The sequence below is a fragment of the Wujia chipingensis genome (assembly GCF_014337155.1).
In the GTDB taxonomy this organism is placed as follows: domain Bacteria; phylum Bacillota; class Clostridia; order Lachnospirales; family Lachnospiraceae; genus Coprococcus_C; species Coprococcus_C hominis.
In genome coordinates this window covers 2,734,415-2,755,176 of record NZ_CP060632.1, presented here as the reverse complement: position 1 = coordinate 2,755,176, position 20,762 = coordinate 2,734,415, and the positions used below count along the sequence as shown (strand labels likewise).

Annotated in this window: 25 protein-coding genes; 14 read left to right on the top strand and 11 right to left on the bottom strand. The window is 38.0% G+C overall.

Annotated elements, in window-relative coordinates:
• The first annotated feature begins 23 nt into the window (after positions 1 to 23).
• The 10 genes from H9Q76_RS12880 (at position 24) to H9Q76_RS12835 (ending at position 6,904) form a co-directional block, all read left to right on the top strand.
• Complete coding sequence (locus H9Q76_RS12880) at positions 24 to 1,313, top strand: ATP-binding protein (RefSeq protein WP_249321277.1); 1,290 nt, start codon at positions 24 to 26, stop codon at positions 1,311 to 1,313.
• 31 nt (positions 1,314 to 1,344) lie between these two features.
• Positions 1,345 to 1,758: a hypothetical protein gene (locus tag H9Q76_RS12875; RefSeq protein WP_249321276.1), complete on the top strand. Its 414-nt coding sequence runs from the start codon at positions 1,345 to 1,347 to the stop codon at positions 1,756 to 1,758.
• A 120-nt stretch (positions 1,759 to 1,878) separates the two neighbouring features.
• Entirely contained in the window at positions 1,879 to 2,295 is a 417-nt protein-coding gene (locus H9Q76_RS12870; protein ID WP_118671615.1) for a GNAT family N-acetyltransferase, read from the top strand.
• A 134-nt stretch (positions 2,296 to 2,429) separates the two neighbouring features.
• Positions 2,430 to 3,023 carry a DUF3267 domain-containing protein gene (locus H9Q76_RS12865; protein WP_021984419.1) on the top strand — a complete coding sequence of 198 codons (594 nt, stop codon included), beginning with the start codon at positions 2,430 to 2,432 and terminating at the stop codon, positions 3,021 to 3,023.
• A 74-nt stretch (positions 3,024 to 3,097) separates the two neighbouring features.
• Entirely contained in the window at positions 3,098 to 3,796 is a 699-nt protein-coding gene (locus tag H9Q76_RS12860; RefSeq protein WP_249321275.1) for a transglutaminase-like domain-containing protein, read from the top strand.
• Positions 3,797 to 3,946: 150 nt separating this feature from the next.
• Positions 3,947 to 4,678, top strand: coding sequence for a MerR family transcriptional regulator (locus H9Q76_RS12855; RefSeq protein WP_330594667.1), 732 nt, complete (start codon positions 3,947 to 3,949; stop codon positions 4,676 to 4,678).
• Positions 4,679 to 4,760: 82 nt separating this feature from the next.
• Positions 4,761 to 5,690 (top strand): RhuM family protein, encoded by a 930-nt coding sequence (gene rhuM / locus H9Q76_RS12850; RefSeq protein WP_118671619.1) that lies wholly within the window; start codon positions 4,761 to 4,763, stop codon positions 5,688 to 5,690.
• Between the two features lie 75 nt (positions 5,691 to 5,765).
• On the top strand, positions 5,766 to 6,104 hold the full coding sequence (locus tag H9Q76_RS12845; protein ID WP_117684373.1) for a hypothetical protein: 339 nt from the start codon (positions 5,766 to 5,768) through the stop codon (positions 6,102 to 6,104).
• A gap of 94 nt (positions 6,105 to 6,198) precedes the next feature.
• Entirely contained in the window at positions 6,199 to 6,363 is a 165-nt protein-coding gene (locus tag H9Q76_RS12840) for a hypothetical protein (RefSeq protein ID WP_178089311.1), read from the top strand.
• Positions 6,364 to 6,664: 301 nt separating this feature from the next.
• Positions 6,665 to 6,904: a DUF6061 family protein gene (locus H9Q76_RS12835; protein WP_006858432.1), complete on the top strand. Its 240-nt coding sequence runs from the start codon at positions 6,665 to 6,667 to the stop codon at positions 6,902 to 6,904.
• A 76-nt stretch (positions 6,905 to 6,980) separates the two neighbouring features.
• Here H9Q76_RS12835 and H9Q76_RS12830 read toward each other — a convergent pair whose 3' ends face one another.
• The 8 genes from H9Q76_RS12830 to H9Q76_RS12795 all read right to left on the bottom strand — a co-directional run bounded on the left by H9Q76_RS12830 (position 6,981) and on the right by H9Q76_RS12795 (position 15,269).
• Positions 6,981 to 9,194, bottom strand: a complete 2,214-nt coding sequence (locus H9Q76_RS12830; RefSeq protein ID WP_006858431.1) for an FtsX-like permease family protein — start codon at positions 9,192 to 9,194, stop codon at positions 6,981 to 6,983.
• On the bottom strand, positions 9,184 to 9,951 hold the full coding sequence (locus tag H9Q76_RS12825) for an ABC transporter ATP-binding protein (protein WP_006858430.1): 768 nt from the start codon (positions 9,949 to 9,951) through the stop codon (positions 9,184 to 9,186). Before H9Q76_RS12825 ends, H9Q76_RS12830 begins: the two co-directional genes overlap by 11 nt.
• 111 nt (positions 9,952 to 10,062) lie before the next feature.
• Positions 10,063 to 11,076, bottom strand: a complete 1,014-nt coding sequence (locus tag H9Q76_RS12820) for a sensor histidine kinase (RefSeq protein WP_006858429.1) — start codon at positions 11,074 to 11,076, stop codon at positions 10,063 to 10,065.
• Complete coding sequence (locus tag H9Q76_RS12815; protein WP_006858428.1) at positions 11,073 to 11,741, bottom strand: response regulator transcription factor; 669 nt, start codon at positions 11,739 to 11,741, stop codon at positions 11,073 to 11,075. Before H9Q76_RS12815 ends, H9Q76_RS12820 begins: the two co-directional genes overlap by 4 nt.
• 108 nt (positions 11,742 to 11,849) lie before the next feature.
• Positions 11,850 to 12,596, bottom strand: a complete 747-nt coding sequence (locus tag H9Q76_RS12810) for a DUF6040 family protein (RefSeq protein ID WP_006858470.1) — start codon at positions 12,594 to 12,596, stop codon at positions 11,850 to 11,852.
• On the bottom strand, positions 12,535 to 14,256 hold the full coding sequence (locus H9Q76_RS12805) for a MobA/MobL family protein (protein WP_249321274.1): 1,722 nt from the start codon (positions 14,254 to 14,256) through the stop codon (positions 12,535 to 12,537). The genes H9Q76_RS12810 and H9Q76_RS12805 overlap by 62 nt, the downstream gene beginning before the upstream one ends.
• 327 nt (positions 14,257 to 14,583) lie before the next feature.
• A complete protein-coding gene (locus H9Q76_RS12800; RefSeq protein ID WP_118178380.1) occupies positions 14,584 to 14,898 on the bottom strand; it encodes a relaxasome subunit MobC in 315 nt (104 codons plus the stop codon).
• A 140-nt stretch (positions 14,899 to 15,038) separates the two neighbouring features.
• Complete coding sequence (locus tag H9Q76_RS12795; protein ID WP_004843519.1) at positions 15,039 to 15,269, bottom strand: helix-turn-helix domain-containing protein; 231 nt, start codon at positions 15,267 to 15,269, stop codon at positions 15,039 to 15,041.
• Positions 15,270 to 15,440: 171 nt separating this feature from the next.
• Here H9Q76_RS12795 and H9Q76_RS12790 point away from each other — a divergent pair, with 171 nt between their 5' ends.
• From H9Q76_RS12790 to H9Q76_RS12775, 4 genes are all read left to right on the top strand, one after another.
• Positions 15,441 to 16,070, top strand: a complete 630-nt coding sequence (locus tag H9Q76_RS12790; protein ID WP_015529844.1) for a helix-turn-helix domain-containing protein — start codon at positions 15,441 to 15,443, stop codon at positions 16,068 to 16,070.
• Between the two features lie 86 nt (positions 16,071 to 16,156).
• On the top strand, positions 16,157 to 17,452 hold the full coding sequence (locus H9Q76_RS12785; RefSeq protein WP_006859611.1) for a tyrosine-type recombinase/integrase: 1,296 nt from the start codon (positions 16,157 to 16,159) through the stop codon (positions 17,450 to 17,452).
• A 279-nt stretch (positions 17,453 to 17,731) separates the two neighbouring features.
• Entirely contained in the window at positions 17,732 to 18,079 is a 348-nt protein-coding gene (locus tag H9Q76_RS12780) for a hypothetical protein (protein ID WP_249321273.1), read from the top strand.
• A 97-nt stretch (positions 18,080 to 18,176) separates the two neighbouring features.
• Entirely contained in the window at positions 18,177 to 18,635 is a 459-nt protein-coding gene (locus H9Q76_RS12775; protein WP_249321272.1) for a GNAT family N-acetyltransferase, read from the top strand.
• 90 nt (positions 18,636 to 18,725) lie between these two features.
• Here the strand turns inward: H9Q76_RS12775 and H9Q76_RS12770 are convergent, their stop codons facing one another.
• The 3 genes from H9Q76_RS12770 to H9Q76_RS12760 are packed head-to-tail and all read right to left on the bottom strand — an operon-like array spanning position 18,726 to position 20,715.
• Positions 18,726 to 19,634: a TlpA disulfide reductase family protein gene (locus H9Q76_RS12770; RefSeq protein WP_117780002.1), complete on the bottom strand. Its 909-nt coding sequence runs from the start codon at positions 19,632 to 19,634 to the stop codon at positions 18,726 to 18,728.
• Between the two features lie 30 nt (positions 19,635 to 19,664).
• The gene (locus H9Q76_RS12765; protein ID WP_249321271.1) at positions 19,665 to 20,579 is read right to left on the bottom strand and encodes a 4Fe-4S binding protein; all 915 of its coding nucleotides are present in this window, start codon (positions 20,577 to 20,579) and stop codon (positions 19,665 to 19,667) included.
• Positions 20,572 to 20,715 (bottom strand): CD1871A family CXXC motif-containing protein, encoded by a 144-nt coding sequence (locus H9Q76_RS12760; RefSeq protein ID WP_117780134.1) that lies wholly within the window; start codon positions 20,713 to 20,715, stop codon positions 20,572 to 20,574. The genes H9Q76_RS12765 and H9Q76_RS12760 overlap by 8 nt, the downstream gene beginning before the upstream one ends.
• Positions 20,716 to 20,762: the final 47 nt, after the last annotated feature.

The following is a 20,762-nucleotide window of genomic DNA, read 5'->3' as shown; positions in this document are numbered from 1 at the left end:
TTTTAATTTGAGGAGGCAAATCTGTGGAAAAAATTATAAATAGAGATATCTATTTAAGTAGATTGATAGACAAAAAGGAAAATGGTCTGATTAAGGTTATTACAGGAATCAGAAGGTGCGGAAAAAGCTATCTACTGTTTTATTTGTTTCGTGACTATCTTATATCGAGTGGAGTAAAGGAAGAACAGATTATTTCCATTGCACTTGATGATGATATTTGTGAACAGTATCGTAATCCGGATGAATTATCAAAATACATCCGTTCAAGAATTGTAAATAAAGAAATGTACTATATTCTTATAGATGAAGTGCAATATGCTATTACAAAAAAAGAACTTGAAAATCCGGAAGATGTTAAGCTATATAATGTTTTGAATGGATTGATGCATCTTCGAAATGTGGATATTTATGTGACGGGAAGTAATTCAAAATTACTTTCTCAAGATGTAATGACGGCATTCAGGGGCAGAGGCGATCAAGTTCGGGTATTCCCGTTGTCATTTAAAGAATATTATGATTTTGTCGGTGGAGATAAATCGGAAGTGTATGAATTGTATGCTCTTTATGGGGGAATGCCGCAGCTTTTATCATTCAAACGTGATGAGGAAAAGGTTAAGTATCTGAAAAACTTGTTTTCGGAAGTATATTTCAAAGATATAAGTGAGCGATATATTGTAAAACTTCCCGATGTTTTGACTGAACTAACCGATGATTTGTGTTCTTCGGTAGGTTCACTTACAAATGCAAAGAAGATTGCCGATACATTGGAAAGTGTAAAAAACATTAAGGTGTCTACCAGTACAATCGCAAAATATTTGGAATATTTGATAGAGTCGTTTATGTTCAGCGAGGCAAAGAGATATGATGTAAAGGGTAAAAAGTATTTTGAGTATCCTTTGAAATATTATTGCACGGATGTAGGACTTCGTAATGCCAGGCTTAATTTTAGACAACAGGAAGAAACACACATAATGGAAAATATCATTTATAATGAACTGATAATCCGTGGGTATTCTGTAGATGTTGGCGTTGTTGAAATTATTGAAAATGCTGAAGGCAAAAAAAGAAGAAAACAGTGTGAGATTGATTTTGTTGTAAATATGGGAGCAAGAAGATATTATATTCAGTCTGCATTATCCGTAAGTGATCCTGATAAGATGACAACTGAGTTAAGACCTTTGAAAAATACAAAAGATTTTTTCAAGAAGATTATTATATCAAAGTCAAATGCAAAACCATGGATAGATGAAGACGGTATTGTGCATATTGGATTGTATGATTTTTTGTTAAATCAGAATTCCTTGGAACTGTAAAGAAACAAATCGGAAGTTGTCGGAGGAAAAAATGAAGAAGATATTGGTTATTGTTTTAGTATGTGTACTTTGCATAATGCTTTGTTCGTGTGGAAATGATAGAACGAAATACTATGAGGAAAGAATATCCTCATATGAGGCAATTGCTGAATATGCATTACAAAATTATGCTTCTTCAGATGGAAGTAGAGTATCCATTAAATTGAGTGATATTACAGAGAATAGTTTGAGCAAAGACATTATAGTTGCAGAAGAGAAATTTAAATATATTTGGATAGAAAATAATAGTGTAATATTCTGGAATGATGAGATGAAGACATTAGGTCTTGTGTATTCGGACAATGCGAAAAGTGCCATAAAAGATATTGAAGAATGGTATTCTGATTTAGAAAAAGAAAAAGTAAACAACAACTGCTATTTGATAGGGCAGTTGAATGGTATTTGATAATAATACTTGGTTGTTAAAAACGCGCCCAAATTTCAGTAAGCTGGTGTGTTTAACCGAGAGACAAATTTGGATTTGTGAATTTTGTTGATTTAGATTTTTAATGTTAGGAGGTTATCCATGTTTGATTTAAGTGTCAAATACAATGAACTAACAGCAGAGCAGTTTATTGAATTGTGGGAAACAGTATGGGGAGATGGACCAACTCTTGAACAAACAGAGTTGGCGATGAAACATACCTTATTCAGAGTATCTATATGGGATGGGGATTGTATTGTTGCTATGGCAAGAATGAATGGTGATATGGGGCTTAATTACTATATCAAGGATGTTGTTGTCAGACCGGAATATCAAGGCAAAGGCATTGGAAGAATGTTAATAAATGAATTAAAAAAGTTTGTGAATGACAATGGGGTGAAAGGAACTGATATTTTTGTGGAGTTATGTGCGGTTCCAGATAAGGTACCTTTTTACGAAAAATTTGGATTTGAAGCAAATGAGGCACAAAGATTAAAAATTTTTCATCATGTCGAGTAATATTAAAATTCCAGCTTATGAGGATAAAACTTAGAGAATACAAAACGACTGACTATGAGCAATTGGAGCAATTATTTTATAATACGGTACACAGTGTAAATGCAAAAGATTATACAAAAGAATAGGAAGTAGATATGATAAAAATTGTGTGGTCAATAAATGATATAAATAAATATCAAACAGGAAGCTTGCCGGATGACGCAGTAAAGATAGAAACACCGCAGAGTGTTGGTGACCTGATGAAAAAAGCAGTGCCGATTGCTGCAATTCTGTGCGTTTTTCTTTTTATTGCTATGCTTTGTAAAACGATTATATGCAAGACAGTTGTAATCTCACCAATATTTATTCTGGTTGGATTTACTTTCGGTTTTTTATTGTTAATAATTCATGAGTGGTTACATGGAATTGTTTATCCTAAGGGAGCAGATGTAACAATAGGAAGAATAAAAGGAAAGACAACATTTGTCGCATTAGCATCATATCCATTAAAGCGAAATCGGTTTATATTGATGTGCCTGTTGCCATTTGTTCTTGGATTAGTTCCATTTATATTATTTGTAATTAGTCCTGCTGAATTTAGAGTATTTAATGGATTGAATTTTGGCATGGCATGTATGGGTATGGTTTCGCCATTTCCGGATGTGTTTAATGTTCTTGCCGTTTTAAGAAATTCTGAAAAAAGCGATTCAATAATGTTTTACAAGAACGATATGTATAAGATTTCTTAAATTTCTGGTTGATTGTACAGTTGATCAGATAGGAAAATATAAATCTGCAACTCAAAATATTTTGGAGAAATAGCATGAAAAAATATTTAAGAGAAACAAAAATGCTGGATTATTCAAGTAAAAACATACAGCAATTGATACGGGAAAGAAACTGGAACGACATAGAAGAATTTGAACGACTAAAATCAATTTACACGTTTGTAAGAGATGAAATTTTGTTTGGATATAATATTGATGATACGGTTTGTGCATCAAAGGTTTTGGCGGATGGTTATGGGCAGTGCAATACAAAGGGAACATTGTTCATGGCACTACTAAGAGCTTGTAGTATTCCATGCAGAGTACATGGATTTACCATTGATAAAGAATTGCAAAAGGGAGCAATGACAGGAATTGTATATAAAAATGCACCTCGAAATGTGCTGCATAGCTGGGTTGAAGTGTATTTTGAAGATACATGGTACGAGCTAGAGGCATTTATTCTTGATGTACAATATTTGAGAAAATTGCAAATAAAAAATAGCGATTGCACGGGTGCATTTTGTGGTTATGGTGTAGCGGTGAAAGACTTTAAGCATCCGGTTATTGATTTTGACAGAAATAATACATATATTCAGAGCGAAGGAATCAATCAGGATTTTGGAGTTTATGATTCGCCAGATGATCTGCTAAAGGAACATCATCAGGAAATGTCTGCGGTGAAGGCTTTTTTATACAGAAATTTAGGAAGGCACTTGATGAATCGGAATGTTAATAAGATTAGAAATTCTTGAAATTCATCCGATTGGTCGAATAGTATAACACTATTTTGGGATTGTGAAACATTGAGAGTAATGGAGAGTTGAATTTTGAAAAAGGTATTGACTCCGACGTTGCGTAATAGTTTATGCTGAAGTCACCAAGTTAAGGGAGGAATATGAATGATGACAGTGCATGAAGTTAGTAAGCTTGCCGGAGTGAGTATACGCACTCTACAATATTATGACAAGATTGGTCTTTTACATCCGACGGGATATACCGATGCAGGCTACAGATTGTATGCCGATGCAGATCTGGAGCGCCTTCAACACATCCTGCTCTTTCGAGAATTAGAGTTTCCTCTTAAAGACATTAAGGCGATTGTGAATAGTCCTGATTTTGATAAAAGCAAAGCTCTAGAACAGCAAATAGAACTGCTTCGGATTAAGAAAGAACATATCGAGAACTTGATGAACTTTGCACTTGGAATAAAATTATTAGGAGTGAAACATATGGATTTTAAGGCTTTTGATAGAAGCAAGTTAGATGAGTATTCCAGACAGGCAAAGGAATTATACGGTAATACACCGGAATACAGGGAGATGGAAGAAAAGCAAAAGAATCGAACTGAGAAAGAGGATAAAATCCTGGCAGATAGATTTATGCTTCTTTTCAAAGAAGCTGGAGAGATGAAGAATATGAATCCAGCATCCGGTGATGCACAGAACCTTGTAAAAAGAATACAGGAATATATTACACAGAACTTATATACTTGTACAAATAAGATTTTGCGTGGATTAGGAAAAATGTATTCAGGTGGCGGGGATATTACAACAAATATTGATGCTTATGGAGGTGAAGGTACCGCGATTTTTGTAGCAAATGCAATAGAGATTTATTGCGATAATGCAGAGTAAAATCAGAATTTGCAGGAGTGTGTTACATGTATGACTGTTGAAGATGCGATTAATTATTTGGTGTAATAGGTGGTGATATTTTTTGAAAAATGAAATTGTTTTATTTACAGATGGTGATATAAATCTTGAAGTTGAGTTAAGCCCAGAATTAGAAACTGTATGGTTGACGCAGAAACAAATGGAAGAATTATTTGATGTTAAGCATGCTACAGTGAGTGAGCATATTTCCAATATTCTTTCTTCAGGAGAATTAGATGGAACTTCTGTCGGTTTTTCCGACAAAAGTTCTGGAGGAAGAAAACCCAAGATATATAATCTTGATATGATATTATCCGTGGGATATCGTGTTAATTCAAAACGAGGCATCGCATTTCGTAGATGGGCTAATTCTGTTTTAAAGCAATATGTGATTCAAGGCTATGCTATTAATGAAAAACGATTGCAAGCGCTTGAAAGAACCGTTGATATTCAAACAAAGATGCTTGCGTGCACATTGGAGGTTGAAGAATCAGACATTTTAAAGGCTGTTACCTCGTATACAGATGCATTAATGCTTTTAGACCAATATGATCATCAATCCCTTAAAAAACCTGTGGGAAACAGACCTATATATAAAATAACATATGAGGAATGTAAAAAAATGGTTTCACACATGGAGGATTCATTTAAATCGGATGTATTTGGTGTGGAGAAAGAAAAAGGTAAAGTTGAGGGTATTTTGGCGGCAGTTTATCAGAGTGTGTTTGGTGGAGATGTATACCCGTCATTAGAGGAAAAAGCTGCTAATTTATTATATTTTATGATTAAGGATCATCCATATGCAGATGGATGTAAACGAATTGCAGCATCTTTGTTTTTGGAATTCCTTGCTCGGAATAATGCCTTGTATAGAGATGATAGTAAGATAATCAGTGATGGAGCATTGGTTGCGATTACACTTATGATTGCAGAGTCAAGACCAGAAGAAAAAGATATAATGGTGAATCTTGTAATGAATTTTTTGACAATGTAGTTAGTTCGTGAAATTTATTATTTAATGAAATTGGTAAATCGGAATTTACAGAACTACAAAGAAAGGATACATATTATGGAAGGAAGATTAATAGCATTTGTTATTTGGGTAATAATCGGCGTATTATTTATTGTAATGGGCATTTATGATTTTAATTCCAAGAAAGCAAAACCTTTCGGTTTTTGGGCAAATGCTGAGGTAGCGCCCATAGAAGATGTGAAAGGCTATAATCGTGCTTTGGGCATATTGTGGTGCGTGTATGGTGTTTTGTTTACGTTAATTGGATTGCCTTTATTAGATGGGCAGAATTCGGGTTTGATTATTATACCTATATTGGGTGCAATGCTTATTAGTATTGCGGCTATGGTAGCGTATGTAGTAGGTATTGAACCCAAATACCGCAAAAAGAAATAAATGGAAACTTCAAGTTTGGAGAATTGAGAAAATCGGAATTTTTAGAACAAAATATTTTATAAGATTAATGAGATTTTAAAAAGGAGGATTGGACATGAAAATTTTGAAAAGTATTCTTAATTATATTCCATTAGCCACGTTTATCATATTTGTGGTTACTGATGGTATTTTTTCTCTAACATCAGCATTAATTTTTGTTATTTCAACGATTGGTCCATTAATTAATTGGAAAAGGGAAAAAACAGAGATGAAGAATTGAGAAAATTTCAGTTGATATTTCACATATTTTAGGAAATTTAATAACTGTTATATTTGATTATCAAATTCTTCGCAAACCCTTGAAAATACTAAGTTTGTAGCAAGTGTACTTCCCCTTACTCTTTCCCTTGTGTTACATTCTCCCATTAGCTTTCATGAACCTTAATATGGGAAAAATTAAGGGAAAGAAAATTTCATAACACAGTATAACATATAACAATAACGACATGGTGAACTGATTGAAATGTTTTCGATATTTAACTCTATAACTGATTATCAAAAGAAAATGGAGATAAGATACGATGAGAACAATTTATGCAGAATACAACATAAATCACGATAGTATTGATGTTTACACAAGTGCTGGATATATGCTTCGCATTGACTGCTGGGAAGCTGAAAAAGATTTAAAAACCACATATGGATCAGAATGTGCACTTACTTCATTAGCTGTGGATGAGCCTTTGGAATATGCAAGATTATATCTTGAGGGCAATTTACAGATGTGGGTGGATGCAGAAGATTCATTAGAACTTTATTAAGTGAAAGAGGGATAGTGTTCATTAAGAGTGCTATCCCTCTTTAAAGAATGTGCGAAATGCAATAATTACATATTTTCTATGGATTAACAGAGCGCCTAAAAATAATCCATGTACTTATGAAGTAACAAATCAATAAAATTACCAAAATCCCCATTGTTGCCCCTATTTGTAACATCAATGTACTAAACCCAATATAGGCTGAAATTTCTGCTGATATGGTTTGGATAAAGTAAGCTATTACAACAGCAGCTACAATGATTGCTGTGATAATTGGAAGCCCAAACCAAACACTTAATTGTTGCAAGATAAGTTTTCCGATATGCTTTTCTTCCGCCCCCAATTTTCGGAGTACAGAGAAGCGATATTTATATTGTCCTGCGTCTAAGAGTTGTTGCAAAGAAAGTACGGTAAGACATATAACCATCAGTACGACAGCACCATAAATCATTGCAGTCTGTAAAATAAAGTTATTTGCTATGGAACTATTGATTTGCAGTGTGCTAAAACGCACGCCATAAATAGCCCCGGTTTCTGCCTGCTCGGGATATTTCTCTGTAAAAAGTTTTTCCAGTTTCCTTGCATTTTCATAGGAGATATTTTCCGTTGTTGTAATATATCGGTTTTTTATTACTGGCAACAGCTTTTCACAAATATTGTCTGGAAGTACATACAATACATTTGTATAGGAATTGTACGCTGTTTCTCCAATCGGATCCTCATAATAGGACTGCCCGGAAAGAGTCAATTCTCCTGCGTCTGTCATAATGCTGGTGTGTTCTTTCAAAAAGCTATCCCGTTCTTCCTCGGTGGCGATTGCTTTCCATTGTGTTGTAAATTCATCTTCCTCCAGAGAAATCTGTTCGTAACCCAGCATTTCCCGTATAGTGTTATAATCACTCAAAGAAATTGCTACAATCGGAAAATCATATTTCTGTCTGTTGTGAAAATCGTCTTTCTCTGGCAGATATAGATTGAACGTGCAATCATAAACTGTATCTATTTTGTGTTCTGTCAGAAACTCAGTAATGATTTCATAACTGTCTTGCGGCAGATTTTCTTCTTCATATACGTCATTATATCTTGAATATACCTGCACATCATACATAGAGCGCATATCCAAATAACCTGAAGCCCAGCCCGTCAAAATAGGGGCGGCAATAAACATGAAGATTGCAAGGACAAGGGTTATACAAATCAGCGTCATTGTTTTGCTGGTTGTATTTAGTTTTGATATAATTTGCCCGAAAAAGAACAGGTTTTCTCCCTTGTATCTATGTTCCGGCGATTTTACTTTCCATGCTACAATCAAGCTGCTGGCAAGATAAATCAATGCACAAATAAAGAAGAGCAAATCAATCAATACAAATACCAGATATTGATTCAGTATTCCACCATGTAAAGGCAAATAGTATTGATTGGTAAGAGCAGGTACGCTTGCTGCTAAAAAGGCGTGCAATACAGAACAAATAAGCAGCCCATCAATCAACTTTTGAAAAGCAATTTTTTTCTTTTTCAACATCCATAATGCCGCCCAGCCTAATGTAACAACAGGGAGCAAAATATTTCCCCAATACATGATTTTCACCGGGAAAACAAAGCGGGAGTCATAATAAAATCGGACATTTTGTATTCCTGAAAACAATTCCCATAAAGTAAACATTAAAAACAGAATTACTACGACAGGAATGAATCGGCTCTTTTTCAATTCTGGCTCATTTTCTTTCTCTGCGGAAAGCATATCAATAATTTTTGTTTTTTTGATTGTGCGTGTATTGAAAACTCCTACCACAAAAAAACTTACCACAAAAAATATCACTGTCAGCAAAACGGTGTCCGGGAACAATGTCCATGAGATTTCATAAGGCTCTCCATAAGCAGTAAGGAGCATTGCGGTAATGAATTGAGAGCAAAATACACCGCAAAAAATACCAATCAAAATGGAAAACATACCCATAATCAGTGTTTCTGCAAAGAAAATCCTGCCAATAGTTTTTTGTTCCATTCCCATAATGGACTGGACAGCAAACTCTTTTTGCTTTCGTCTTAGCATATAATGATTGACGAACCGTATCAAAAATAACAACAGCAATGTTATCATGCAGATTGCAATTTTCATTCCGTCACTTAACAGAGTAAAATCATACTCGCTGCCTATATCCGGGCTATAATAACTACTGGAAATAGACAAGAACGCATAAAACAAGGTAACACAGATTGTCATTGTGACAATGTAGACCAGATAGTCTTTTACAGACCGTTTTGCATTTCTGAAAACAAGTTTAGCATACATGGCTTTGTCCCCCTCCGATCATGGTAAGGACATTCAGAATTTTATCAAAAAAAGCACTTCTGCTGTCGTTGCCCTTGCGCAGTTCCATAAAGATTTCTCCGTCTTTCAAAAAAAGAATACGGTTGGCATAGCTGGCGGTAAAAGCGTCATGAGTTACCATAAGAATTGTCGCCCTAAGCTGTTCATTGATACTTTGAATGGTAGACAGCAACATTTGTGAGGAATGGCTGTCTAATGCCCCTGTCGGCTCATCTGCCAGTAAGAGCTTCGGGTTGTTGATAATTGCTCTTGCACAAGCACAACGCTGTTTTTGTCCGCCGGATACCTGATAAGGATATTTGTTTAGAATATCGCTGATATTCAGCTTTCCGGCTATATCCAAAATGCGGGATTCTACGCTCCCGGCAGGGACTTTGTTGATTGCTAATGCCAGTGCAATATTTTCTGAAATCGTCAATGTGTCCAGCAAATTGAAGTCTTGAAATATAAACCCTAAATTCTCCCTGCGAAAACGGGCAAGGGATTTTGGTTTGATTTCCGTTATATCTGTTCCATCTAAAAAAATATGCCCTGCACTTACGGTATCAATCGTAGAAATACAGTTGAGCAGCGTTGTCTTTCCAGAACCGGACGCACCCATAATTCCGAGAAATTCCCCAGCTTCCACAGAAAAGCTAATGTCTTTAATGGCTTTGGTAATATTCCCTTCATTGCCATAATATTTCTGGATATGTTCCAGTTTCAAAATCGTATTCATCTGATAAACCTCCTTAACTGTTCCATATCTTTATTGTAAATGGAGTATCTCATTTTTTGTATCAAGTTTTCTTACACAGTTCTTACAAAAATGTAAGAAGTGCAGAACCTGTCAGCCCTGCACTCCGATAATAAAATCATTCATTTGAAAGATAAGTGAAATCGTTGTTCCTCTGTTTTCGGAATAAGCAGTAAGCCCTATTCCCAGTTTATCACATAGACGCTTGCAAAGATATAAGCCAATTCCAGTAGAATTTTTCCCGGTTCGCCCATTCTGACCTGTAAATCCTTTTTCAAAAATACGGGGTAAATCACTTTTAGGAATACCTATCCCATTATCGCTGATAGATAGCACAATCTTGTCATTCGTTTTTGTTGCCCCAAAGTGCAAAATAGGCTGCTCTGCATGGTATTTGATTGCATTACCGATAATCTGATTTAAGATGAACCGCACCCATTTTTCATCGGTATAAACTTTTGTTTCTATATCGTCTATCTGAATTGACATATTGCTTTGACGCAAAAGATACTTATTATCTGCGATTGCACTATGCACAACATCGCATAAATTGACTTCACGGACAGAATAGTCTTTTTCAGCGTGTTCACTCCGGGCATAGTAAAGTGCCTGTTCTGTATATTGGTTGATATTCTCTAACTCTGCCAATACCTCTCTGGAAAAGGGAGAACGGTTATTCTCACACAGCAGCTTCATCGCTGTAATTGGTGTTTTTACTTCGTGTATCCATTGTTCAATGTATTCTTTATATTCCCTGCGTTCCCTCTGTACTTCGCCAATCCGTTCCAACATAGATTTTTCAGCCATTTTCATAATCTGGTAAAAAACCTGTTCATCAGCCCTTTCCGGCACTTGCATGATTTCCGGCAATAAATATCGTTCTTCTAATTGCTCCGTCATATTGAGCAATTTATTCAGATATTTTTTTCGTGAGAAATAAAATGCCAGCAAAGATAAAACAAGGACAATCGACCAGACTGCAAAAATAAACAGGACTGTTTGGATAGGATTATCGCTTGCAATCAGGAACAAAGCAAGGACAAGCATACCCAGCAGATTGATTAAAATAACGGGGAGTTGATTTTTCAAATATTGTTTTCCACTCATAATGTATATCCTTGCCTGTGTTTTGTTTTAATGAAATCTACAAGTCCGATTGCTGCCAGTTTGTCGCGAATACGGGTAATATTGACACTTAGGGCGTTATCATCAACATAAAGCTGATTGTCCCAAAGAAAATCCACAATATCATTTCTGGAACAGATTTTTCCGGAGTTCTTAAAAAGGTAGTAGAGGATTTTCAATTCATTCTTTGTCAATTCTGCTTTCTGTCCTTTGTACTCTATCATGCTACTCTCCAAATGCAGGGTAGCTTCTCTCCACATATAAATTTCTGTTTGAGGGGAACGGTAGGCTTTCTTTAACAATGCAGCAATTTTAGCAAGAAGAATAGCGGGATTATAAGGCTTTGTGATAAACGCATCTCCACCCAGCATAATGCTGTTCAGTTCGTCCATATCTGTATTGCTGCTTGTTACAAATACAATCGGAATATCTGAAAAGGTGCGAATCCCCGAGCATATTTCAAAACCGTTATTCCCCGGAAGTTTTATATCCAGAATAACCAGATGTGGCGCAGCTTCTTTTAACTGCTCTATTGTTTTGGAAAAATCCGTAACTGCAAATACTTCATATCCATTCCCAGACAAAAGAGTTTTAAGCTGTGTTTGTATCGTAAAATCATCTTCAATGATTAGTATTTTTTCCTTCATAGAGATACCTCCCTGACACTTTATTATACTGTATCAGAGAGGTTTTCTCAATCGTATTATTGAATGGGAATTTTAGAATGATTTTGTACATAGCTTTGTAAAAAATGCTTAATAGTTTCTTTTCTCAAGGTACGATTCTAAATAACACCTAAGTCCAACATATGCGCCCTGCAAAAGTACAAAAAGCAATAGAAGATTTACTGACAGTGCTTTTTTGATTGCTTCTCCAAAATAAATGATGACAGCAGCACTTGTCAGTATCATCAGTAGAGTAATGACATCCCAACACTTTTCCCTATATAATTCTATAACCTTTATTTCTATCAGTATCGCCAGTATCCCTGTTCCTGCCACACATATTCCTACAATCAATATTAGCAATATCCAATATACCATTCCGGCTATAAAAGGATTTGGAATTTTTGTGCTAATCTGTGCCACAGATTGCCCGACCTCAATCGTCCAACCGATAAAAGTTTGTATGAATGACGCTGCATCATGGAAGAATGATTTGCAATCGGAAAGGAGCACATCTGACTGTACTGCCTGAAAAAGAGTGGTTGTCAGCGAATACCATGCAAGAAGGAACAAGGTTGTTTGGAACATTACCGTTTTTGCTTTATATTGTCCTGCAAGTCGCTCTTTTTGTGTTTCGTATTTTGCTTTTGCATTCTGATAGTCTGTCCGGTCACAGGCTTCACATTTTTCATAGAGTACCGGCTTTTCTACCGGTATCTCTACGATTTTCTGATGTGTCCGGGCATAATCCCGTTGTTGTGTTAAGCATCGTATTTTATCTTGACATTCCCCTATCGTGACGTTTGCGCTTCGCAGCTTCTCTTTCTCGTTCCGCAATGCTCTGTCTGCTAGCTTCAAGTCGTTCTTTAATGCTTGAATATTCCCGGCTCTGTTCTCTTTGTTTAATTTCTCGTTCAAGGTCAGAGATTCGTTGAGCTGCGTCTTTAGTTCCACGATAAGCTGGTCTTTCTGTTCCAGTTCTTCTTGTATCTCCTCGGTCAAGAGGAGAAGTTCTTCCAACTGTTCGGCGTTCTTTGATTCTCTGGATTCGTTCATCTATATCACGTCCTTTCTCTATCTGCTGTTCCAGTTCAGCAATTCGGTGTTCTGTTTCAGTAATAAACTGTTTTCGCTGTTCAGTTTCTGTACCAATTTCTGCCATTGCTGATTTTCGTTTTCCCAAAGTTCTATCTTCGTTTTCTGTTCTTCCATCTTGGAAAGCAGTTCCTCGGTATTTGGCAAAATGTTGAGCAGCTCGGATAACTCGCTGTTTAATTTTTGCAATTTCTGATTCTGTTCCTGCATAAGAGAGAGTTGGGTGTCCCGGTTCTGCATTTCCAGAATCATTTCTGCCATTAAGGTCTGCTGTTCTTCGATTTGCCCAATCATGGATTCCATTAAGGGTATAATTTCCCGGCTTTCTTCTAATGTCATTTAATCGCTCCTTCCATAATGATAATGCACCCGATACTTTTCCAAAGGTGTCCAGTATCTTTTGCAATAACGTGTTTTGTTGTTTTATGATTTGATTTTCCGCTACTTTCCACGAACCTTTTATTTCCTGCCCGGCAAGAAACTTTTGTTCAATCTTTCTTGCGTCAGCGCCTTCATGGATGGTAGGAATCTGGAGTTTTCCCTGTTTTTCATAAGAACGGTGATCGACCTGATTATGCAAAGGAAGATGTTCATTACACACCTTTGCCCATTCACTCCGCCACAGTTCACAATTTTTTGGATTGTTCCATCCGTTAGCATCGGTCAGCACCCGTTTCCATTGCAGGCGGTTTCTTGCACCCATCTTCTGAATTCCGTTTTCGTCTAATACAGGGATACGGATTCCATGACGGTCAGGGTTTTTCTTATCCTGCCACCAGTTCGGATGGGATTCATCAATCACGATATTTCCGTTTTTATCTCTGAGAAAATCCCAATCCTTGACTTCTTTCTTTCCCCAAGAATGATCCGGGTTAAAAGGACGCATAGTCAGAAGCAGATGGACATGGGGGTTGCCATCCCCTTTATCGTGGATACTCCAATCAGCACACATTCCTCTATCTACAAAAGTTTTTTGAATATAGTCAGTTGTATATTGAATTTGTTCCTGTCTGTTCCATTCTTTGGGAAGGGCAAATTCAAATGACCTGCCAAGTTGGGCATCTGCATTTTTTTCAATCTTCAATACCTCATTCCATAACCTTTGTTTCTGAAATGTGATTTTAAATTTTTCTAAAGCAGCTTCTTTATCTTCTGATCTTTTGTATCGGACAGATTTTTGAAAGCGTTTTATATTTTCTTCTGGTACTATCTGCCATTCAGGAGGTGCGTTTTCACACATCATCAGCCGAGTGTAGACCACTTCTTTTTTAGAAGTGTAATAACTGATTCTCCCGGTTTCCTCGTTTTTCATCACATCCCCATTGAGATATGCGGAAGCGGAGATAACAGATTTCCCTTTACTTCGTCCGACTATTTTGACTGTGTAATGAAAAATCGCCATGTCTGGATTCCTCCTTTCTGCACATCCGGCATAGATTTCCGGCAACATTGCTTTCGGTTTTAGGAAAAGCAGCATTGCCGGAACGCCCTCTGCGTAAGAGTGCCCTGCGCATAGCAGCCTGCATGGAATGCGCCTCTCTGGCGAAGAGTGCCTCCTGCGGCATGAGCAGGTCTGGCTGAAAGCCCCGCCGACGGAACGAGCCCGGCAAGCGTGAACGCAGACCGGTTGCCACTTGTGGCAAACTTATTGGGACGACCTCTGGTTGTCCATAAGTGCGCCCTTCATGAAAAAGCAATGAAGGGAATGAAAAACTCATCCCCTCCGCCATTACACTTTCTCCATATCGGTATTGACTTCTTTCTGCATTGCCTTTGAGAAAAATTTCCCGTTGGCTTCCTGCCTTTTCAGAAAACCAATCAGCTTTGGGATGTCTTCTTCCTCAATAGGCGCACCGAGAACGGATTCCACCGCACCGCCAATCTGACAGAGCCTATGGGTTCGTTTTTTACTTTCTTCGGCTTTCTTTCGCTTCAGAAGTTCTTTCTTCTGTGCCGCATATCGTTTCGCCTTTTCAAGGCTTTCCTGCTCTTTCTTTTCCATTTCAAGCATTCGTGCTTCATAACTTTTTGTTGATTTTGCCATTCTTACATTCTCCTTTCCTTCACAAACATAAGTTCTCGGTTGCGTATCAGAAGAAGCACATGGTATAATCTTCTTGCGTGTAGGTATATCATGGCTTCGGTCTGATAGAACCTTTGGCGGTTTCTTGGGAAGCCGCCTTTTTAATTTGCCGCAGTTCTTGTTACGGCTTTTACATTTCCTCTATCCCTCAAATCACGACCTTCATTCGCTTCCATAAACATTTCCAGAATATCGGTTTTAATCAGGACTTTACGACCAACCTTTAATACCGGAAGTTTCTTCCATTCTACAAGCTGTCTTAAGGTGTTTCTGCCGATTCCCGTATAGTCGGCAGCTTCTTCGATGGATAATGCAATTTTTCTTTGCGTCATATAATCACCTCCTTGTAAATTGCATTATGCAATTCCTGCGATGTAAGTATATCCTTTTCACATCTTTTTGTCAAGCGTTACGAAATGTTAAAAATAAATATTGCATTGCATATTGCAATTTTGGAAAAACAATGCTATAATTCATACATACCGAAAAAGGAGGCAGTCAGCATGAAAGATAAAGAATTACGCAAGCTGATAGGCAGCAGAATAAAACAGCGCCGTCTGGAATTGAATCTGACACAGCCTTATGTCGCAGAGAAGATGGGAGTTACCGCTTCTACAATCCTGCGTTATGAGAATGGTTCGATTGACAATACGAAAAAAATGGTGCTGGAAGGTCTTTCGGAAGCACTCCATGTATCTGTGGAATGGCTCAAAGGGGAAACAGATGAATATGAAACCGACATTACGGATAAGAGAGAATTACAGATTCGTGATGCGATGGGAGATATTCTGGAACAGTTACCGCTTGCCCTTACCAAAGAAGAAGATGCTTTTTCAAAAGATTTATTACTGCTGATGTTAAAACAATATGGTCTGTTTTTGGATTCCTTCCAGTTCGCCTGCAAAAACTTCAAGGGAAATGCTGGTCAGACGGATATTGCCAAAACAATAGGGTTTGAATCGAATGAGGAATATAATGAGATTATGTTCTTAAGGGAAATCACTCATACCATCAATGCTTTTAATGAGATGGCAGACATTGTAAGGCTCTATTCCAAGAAACCAAAAACAGCAGAACAAAGGCTTGCAAATCTTTTATCAGAAGTCTTATACGAAGATTCCGAATCGGTATAGTAAGACAACCGGAGTTATGATATACTTACACGCACGAAGCATTTCATCAGTTCCGATTGTCTAATATCGAAAGGAGACATACGATTATGGCAAAAGGATCTGTAAGAAAAAAAGGAAAGAAATGGTACTACCGCTTCTATGTAGAGGACGCAAGCGGCAATCTTGTTCAGAAAGAATGCGTTGGAACAGAAAGCAAAAGTGAAACTGAAAAACTGCTCCGTCAGGCAATGGATGATTATGAGAAAAAGAAATTTGTTGCCAAAGCGGATAATCTCACAGTCGGACAGCTTTTGGATGTGTGGGCAGAGGAGGAATTAAAAACAGGTACGCTCAGCAATGGTACGGTGGAGAATTACCTCGGAACAATCCGAAATATTAAGAAACACCCATTGGCAGAACGTAAACTGAAAAATGTAACCTCTGAACATTTGCAATCTTTCTTCGATTTGCTTTCCTTCGGGGGAGTTCATCCCGATGGAAAAGAGAGAAAGGGTTACAGCAAAGATTACATCCATTCTTTTTCCGCAGTCATGCAGCAATCATTCCGCTTTGCAGTATTTCCAAAGCAGTATATTACGTTCAATCCTATGCAGTATATTAAACTGCGGTATCAGACGGATGAAGTGGATTTGTTTTCTGATGAGGATATGGACGGAAATGTCCAACCAATTTCACGAGAAGATTATGAAAGACTGCTTGCTTATCTGCAAAAAAAGAACCCAGCCGCAATACTTCCAATCCAGATAGCCTATTATGCCGGGCTTCGTATTGGAGAAGCCTGTGGTTTGGCATGGCAGGACGTAAATCTGGAAGAACAATGCCTTACCATAAGACGCAGCATCCGATATGATGGCTCAAAGCGCAAATATATCATCGGACCAACCAAGCGGAAAAAAGTAAGGGTTGTTGATTTTGGAGATACACTGGTAGAGATTTTCCGTAATGCCCGGAAAGAGCAGTTAAAAAATCGAATGCAGTACGAAGAACTTTATCACACGAACTACTACAAAGAGGTCAAAGAGAAAAACAGAGTGTACTACGAATATTATTGCTTAGACAGAACGCAGGAAGTCCCGGCAGATTATAAAGAAATTTCTTTTGTCTGCTTAAGACCGGATGGTTGTCTGGAACTTCCGACTACTTTGGGGACGGTATGCAGAAAGGTGGCAAAAGCATTAGAGGGATTTGAAGGCTTTCATTTCCACCAGTTACGTCACACCTATACAAGCAACCTTTTAGCAAATGGAGCAGCCCCAAAAGATGTACAGGAATTGTTGGGACACTCAGATGTCAGTACCACAATGAACGTCTATGCTCACTCCACAAGAGATGCGAAACGAAAATCGGTTCGGCTTCTTGATAAAGTGGTAGGCAATGACTAAAAAATTTCCCTTATTTCCCTTGTGATTATCTCATAAGGGCAAAAATAAGGGAAACTACATATCATTTCACTAATGAACAGGCGGGAAAGCCTGTAAAATAGGGAAAGTTAGAGGAATAATTATATAAATTCCAGTTTGTCGAACACATGAAAATTTGAATTTTAAGAATTGTCTAGGAGATATGATTTATGAAAAAAAACACATTTAATAATTGTAAATATAATTCTTTTACTGTGGTATTTTCTTTCAATGATAGGATTGAAGATTGGAGACAAATACTTGGTAACAGGTGCATTTGAGGAAGAATGGCTATTTATGCTTATTCCGACAATTACATTCGTTTTAATGTTAGTTACAAAAAATGTTGGAAGGAATATACATTTGATATGGTTGGCAGGGTGGTTTGTCACTCAGTTCTTAAGTCATGAATGGTATACTTTATTTGGAAGAGGATTTATGGGAGAAATGGACAAGAAGATTGCCTATTTTTCAGAATGTATTCAATTAATAAATGTGGATGGAAGATATGTTCCTGATGTATATCATATTGTATTACATATTTTGATAATTATTGCATTTGTTGTGACCTTGCTTTATAGAGAAAAAACATTAGTTGACGAAGTGTGAAAATTCCAGTTTATGAGGATAAAACATGAAACTTGGAGAATACAAAACGACTGACTGTGGGCAGATGTTGCTCGATAGATTGTTAAGGGAGTAGGAAATGAACGAGATTTTATACAGAAAGACTACAAAAGATGATATGGAAATCCTCATGAAGCTGAGACTTGAAATGCTTAGAGAGGTAAATGATCTGTCCGGTGAGTATGAATATGATGAGGATTTTATCTCTGAGAGCAGGCGGTATTTTGAGTCAGGTGAGCAGACAACGGTTATTGCACTTGATGGGCAAACTCCCGTAGGCTGTGCAAGCCTATCCTATATATGGATTATGCCGACATTCTCGCACCCGACAGGCAATCGGGCGCATTTGATGAATGTCTATACCCGTGCAGATCACAGAAGAAGAGGCATCTCTAAGAAGATGGTTGAGATTCTGATTGAAGAGGCAAAGGAAAATGGTGTGACAGAGATCAGCCTGGACTCAACAAAGATGGGAAGACCTTTGTATGAAGCATTAGGCTTTAAGGCATCGGATTCATGTATGACGATGGAATTGTAGTCATTATTCTGTATGCGATTTCCGGAAATGTAAATGGATATTCAGGGACAGGCTGGAAAACAATCGTCTTTCAGCCTGTCCCTGATTCAATTATTTATTTGCGCTATCTGCATCAATTACAGATTGGATCTGTTTCATCAGAGTATCATAGTTGTCCTGGTTATCAATTCCTCCAAGCATTGGATCTCCGACAATATTACCGTTTCTGTCAACGAGTATGGTTGTAGGAAATGCCATAATATCGGAAGCGTATTTTCCTGCATCGGAAGAGGCGTCGATGGAGAGATTGCGGTATTTGGCACCCTGGCTTTCAAGAACTGCTGCGGCTTCTTTGATCGCAGTTTCGTTTCCGTCGAAGGTTTCTGTGTTGATGCCGATCACTTCGCCGCCCATGGACTTGATGGCATCGTTTAATTCATTAAGCTTCGATAACTCTGCAACACAAGGCTTACAGCCGGTAAACCAGAAATTGATGACTGTGACTGCATTCCCGGAAAACAGGCTTTCGTCAACCGTATTACCGTCATAATCCTGACCGGAGAAATTGCGAAACGGAGATGTGGATCCGGAATTGTCGTTTGCGTCAGCACTCTCGGAGGTTGTGTCTTTCTTCTCGATTTCGGCGATCTGTTCTTCGATCTTCCGTATAGTCTCAATATCAGTCGTAAGTGTGTTCAATTCGTCTTTTGTAAAAGCATCCTTGTTTGATTCAACGGTGCTGGCTAGAAAATCTGCATAATTTCCGCTTGGATCGGCAGTGCTTTTGTTCATCATGCCGAACACTTTGTTCCATACATCCTCATGATCGGCAAAGATCTGGTTTTCCTGCTGATATAAATCATCCAGTGTTGTGCTGGAATCCCCTGTGGCTTCTGTACTGGCTTCCGTCTGGGAATCCTGTGGTTTTTCCGTGGTTGCAGCGCCCTTTCCGGTGCAAGCCGTAAGGAATAATGCTGCACAGAGTGTTACAATAGGAATAAAAGTTTTTTTCGTTTTCATGATTATTGCTCCTTTGAATTATATTAAAATTTAATTGTTATCGGTTGATTGCGGCTTCCTGCTGTCCTCCTTTTGCTGACAGGCACCGCCTAGAAACTGGTAATGGATTGCGTCTTTTGGACAAGCCTTTATGCAGGCACCGCACCGGATGCATTCCGGATGGTTTGGTGTCTTGCACACGTCAACATCCATTTTACATGCCTTCACACATTGATTACAGCCCACACATTTACTTCCATCCACCCGGATGCTTAGAAGGCTCACCTTGTTAAACAGGGAGTAGATTGCTCCAAGCGGACAGATCCATTTACAGAAGGGCCTGTAGAACAAAATACTCAGCACTATAACTGTAATTAAGATCAGGCATTTAAAGGAAAACAGCTTTCCCAATGCAGATCGTATAGCCGGGTTTCCAATCGACAGCGGGATGGCTCCCTCTAAGACACCTTGCGGACAAATATACTTGCAGAAGAATGGGTCACCCATTCCGATTGAGTTCGTCATAAGCATCGGCAGAAGTATAACGAAAACAACGAGGATGATATATTTGAGGTATCTCAGCGGTTTCAGTCTGGCTGTGGAGAATTTCTTCCCGGGGATTTTATGAAGTAAATCCTGAAACCATCCAAACGGACACAGGAATCCGCATATGAATCTTCCGAGTAACACACCGAGCAGAATAAAAAACCCGGTTATGTAATAGGTGAATTTAAATTTGGACGATCCGACCACTGCCTGAAAGGCGCCGATCGGGCAGGCACCTGTTGCGGCGGGACAGGAATAACAGTTTAATCCCGGCACACAGACTGTTTTTGCTTTGCCCTGGTATATTTTGCCCTTAAACAGATTAGGAATATGGATATTGGTAAGCAGCGTGGCGGCTGCCTGTATCCATCCGCGTATCCGGGCAGTTTTTTGTGATAGTGATTTCTTTTTCTTATCCAATTCCGACACACTCCAGACATAATTTTATAGCTTTGCCCAGCACGGTGGCAGCTTCTCCTCTGACTGCACCATAGCTGATCATGGCGATACCTGTGATGAGCAAAACAATTTGGGATATTTTTCTGCGCTTCAAGATATAATTGCTCCTTTCGTTTGTTGTATTTGTTGACCAGCTGACTTCGG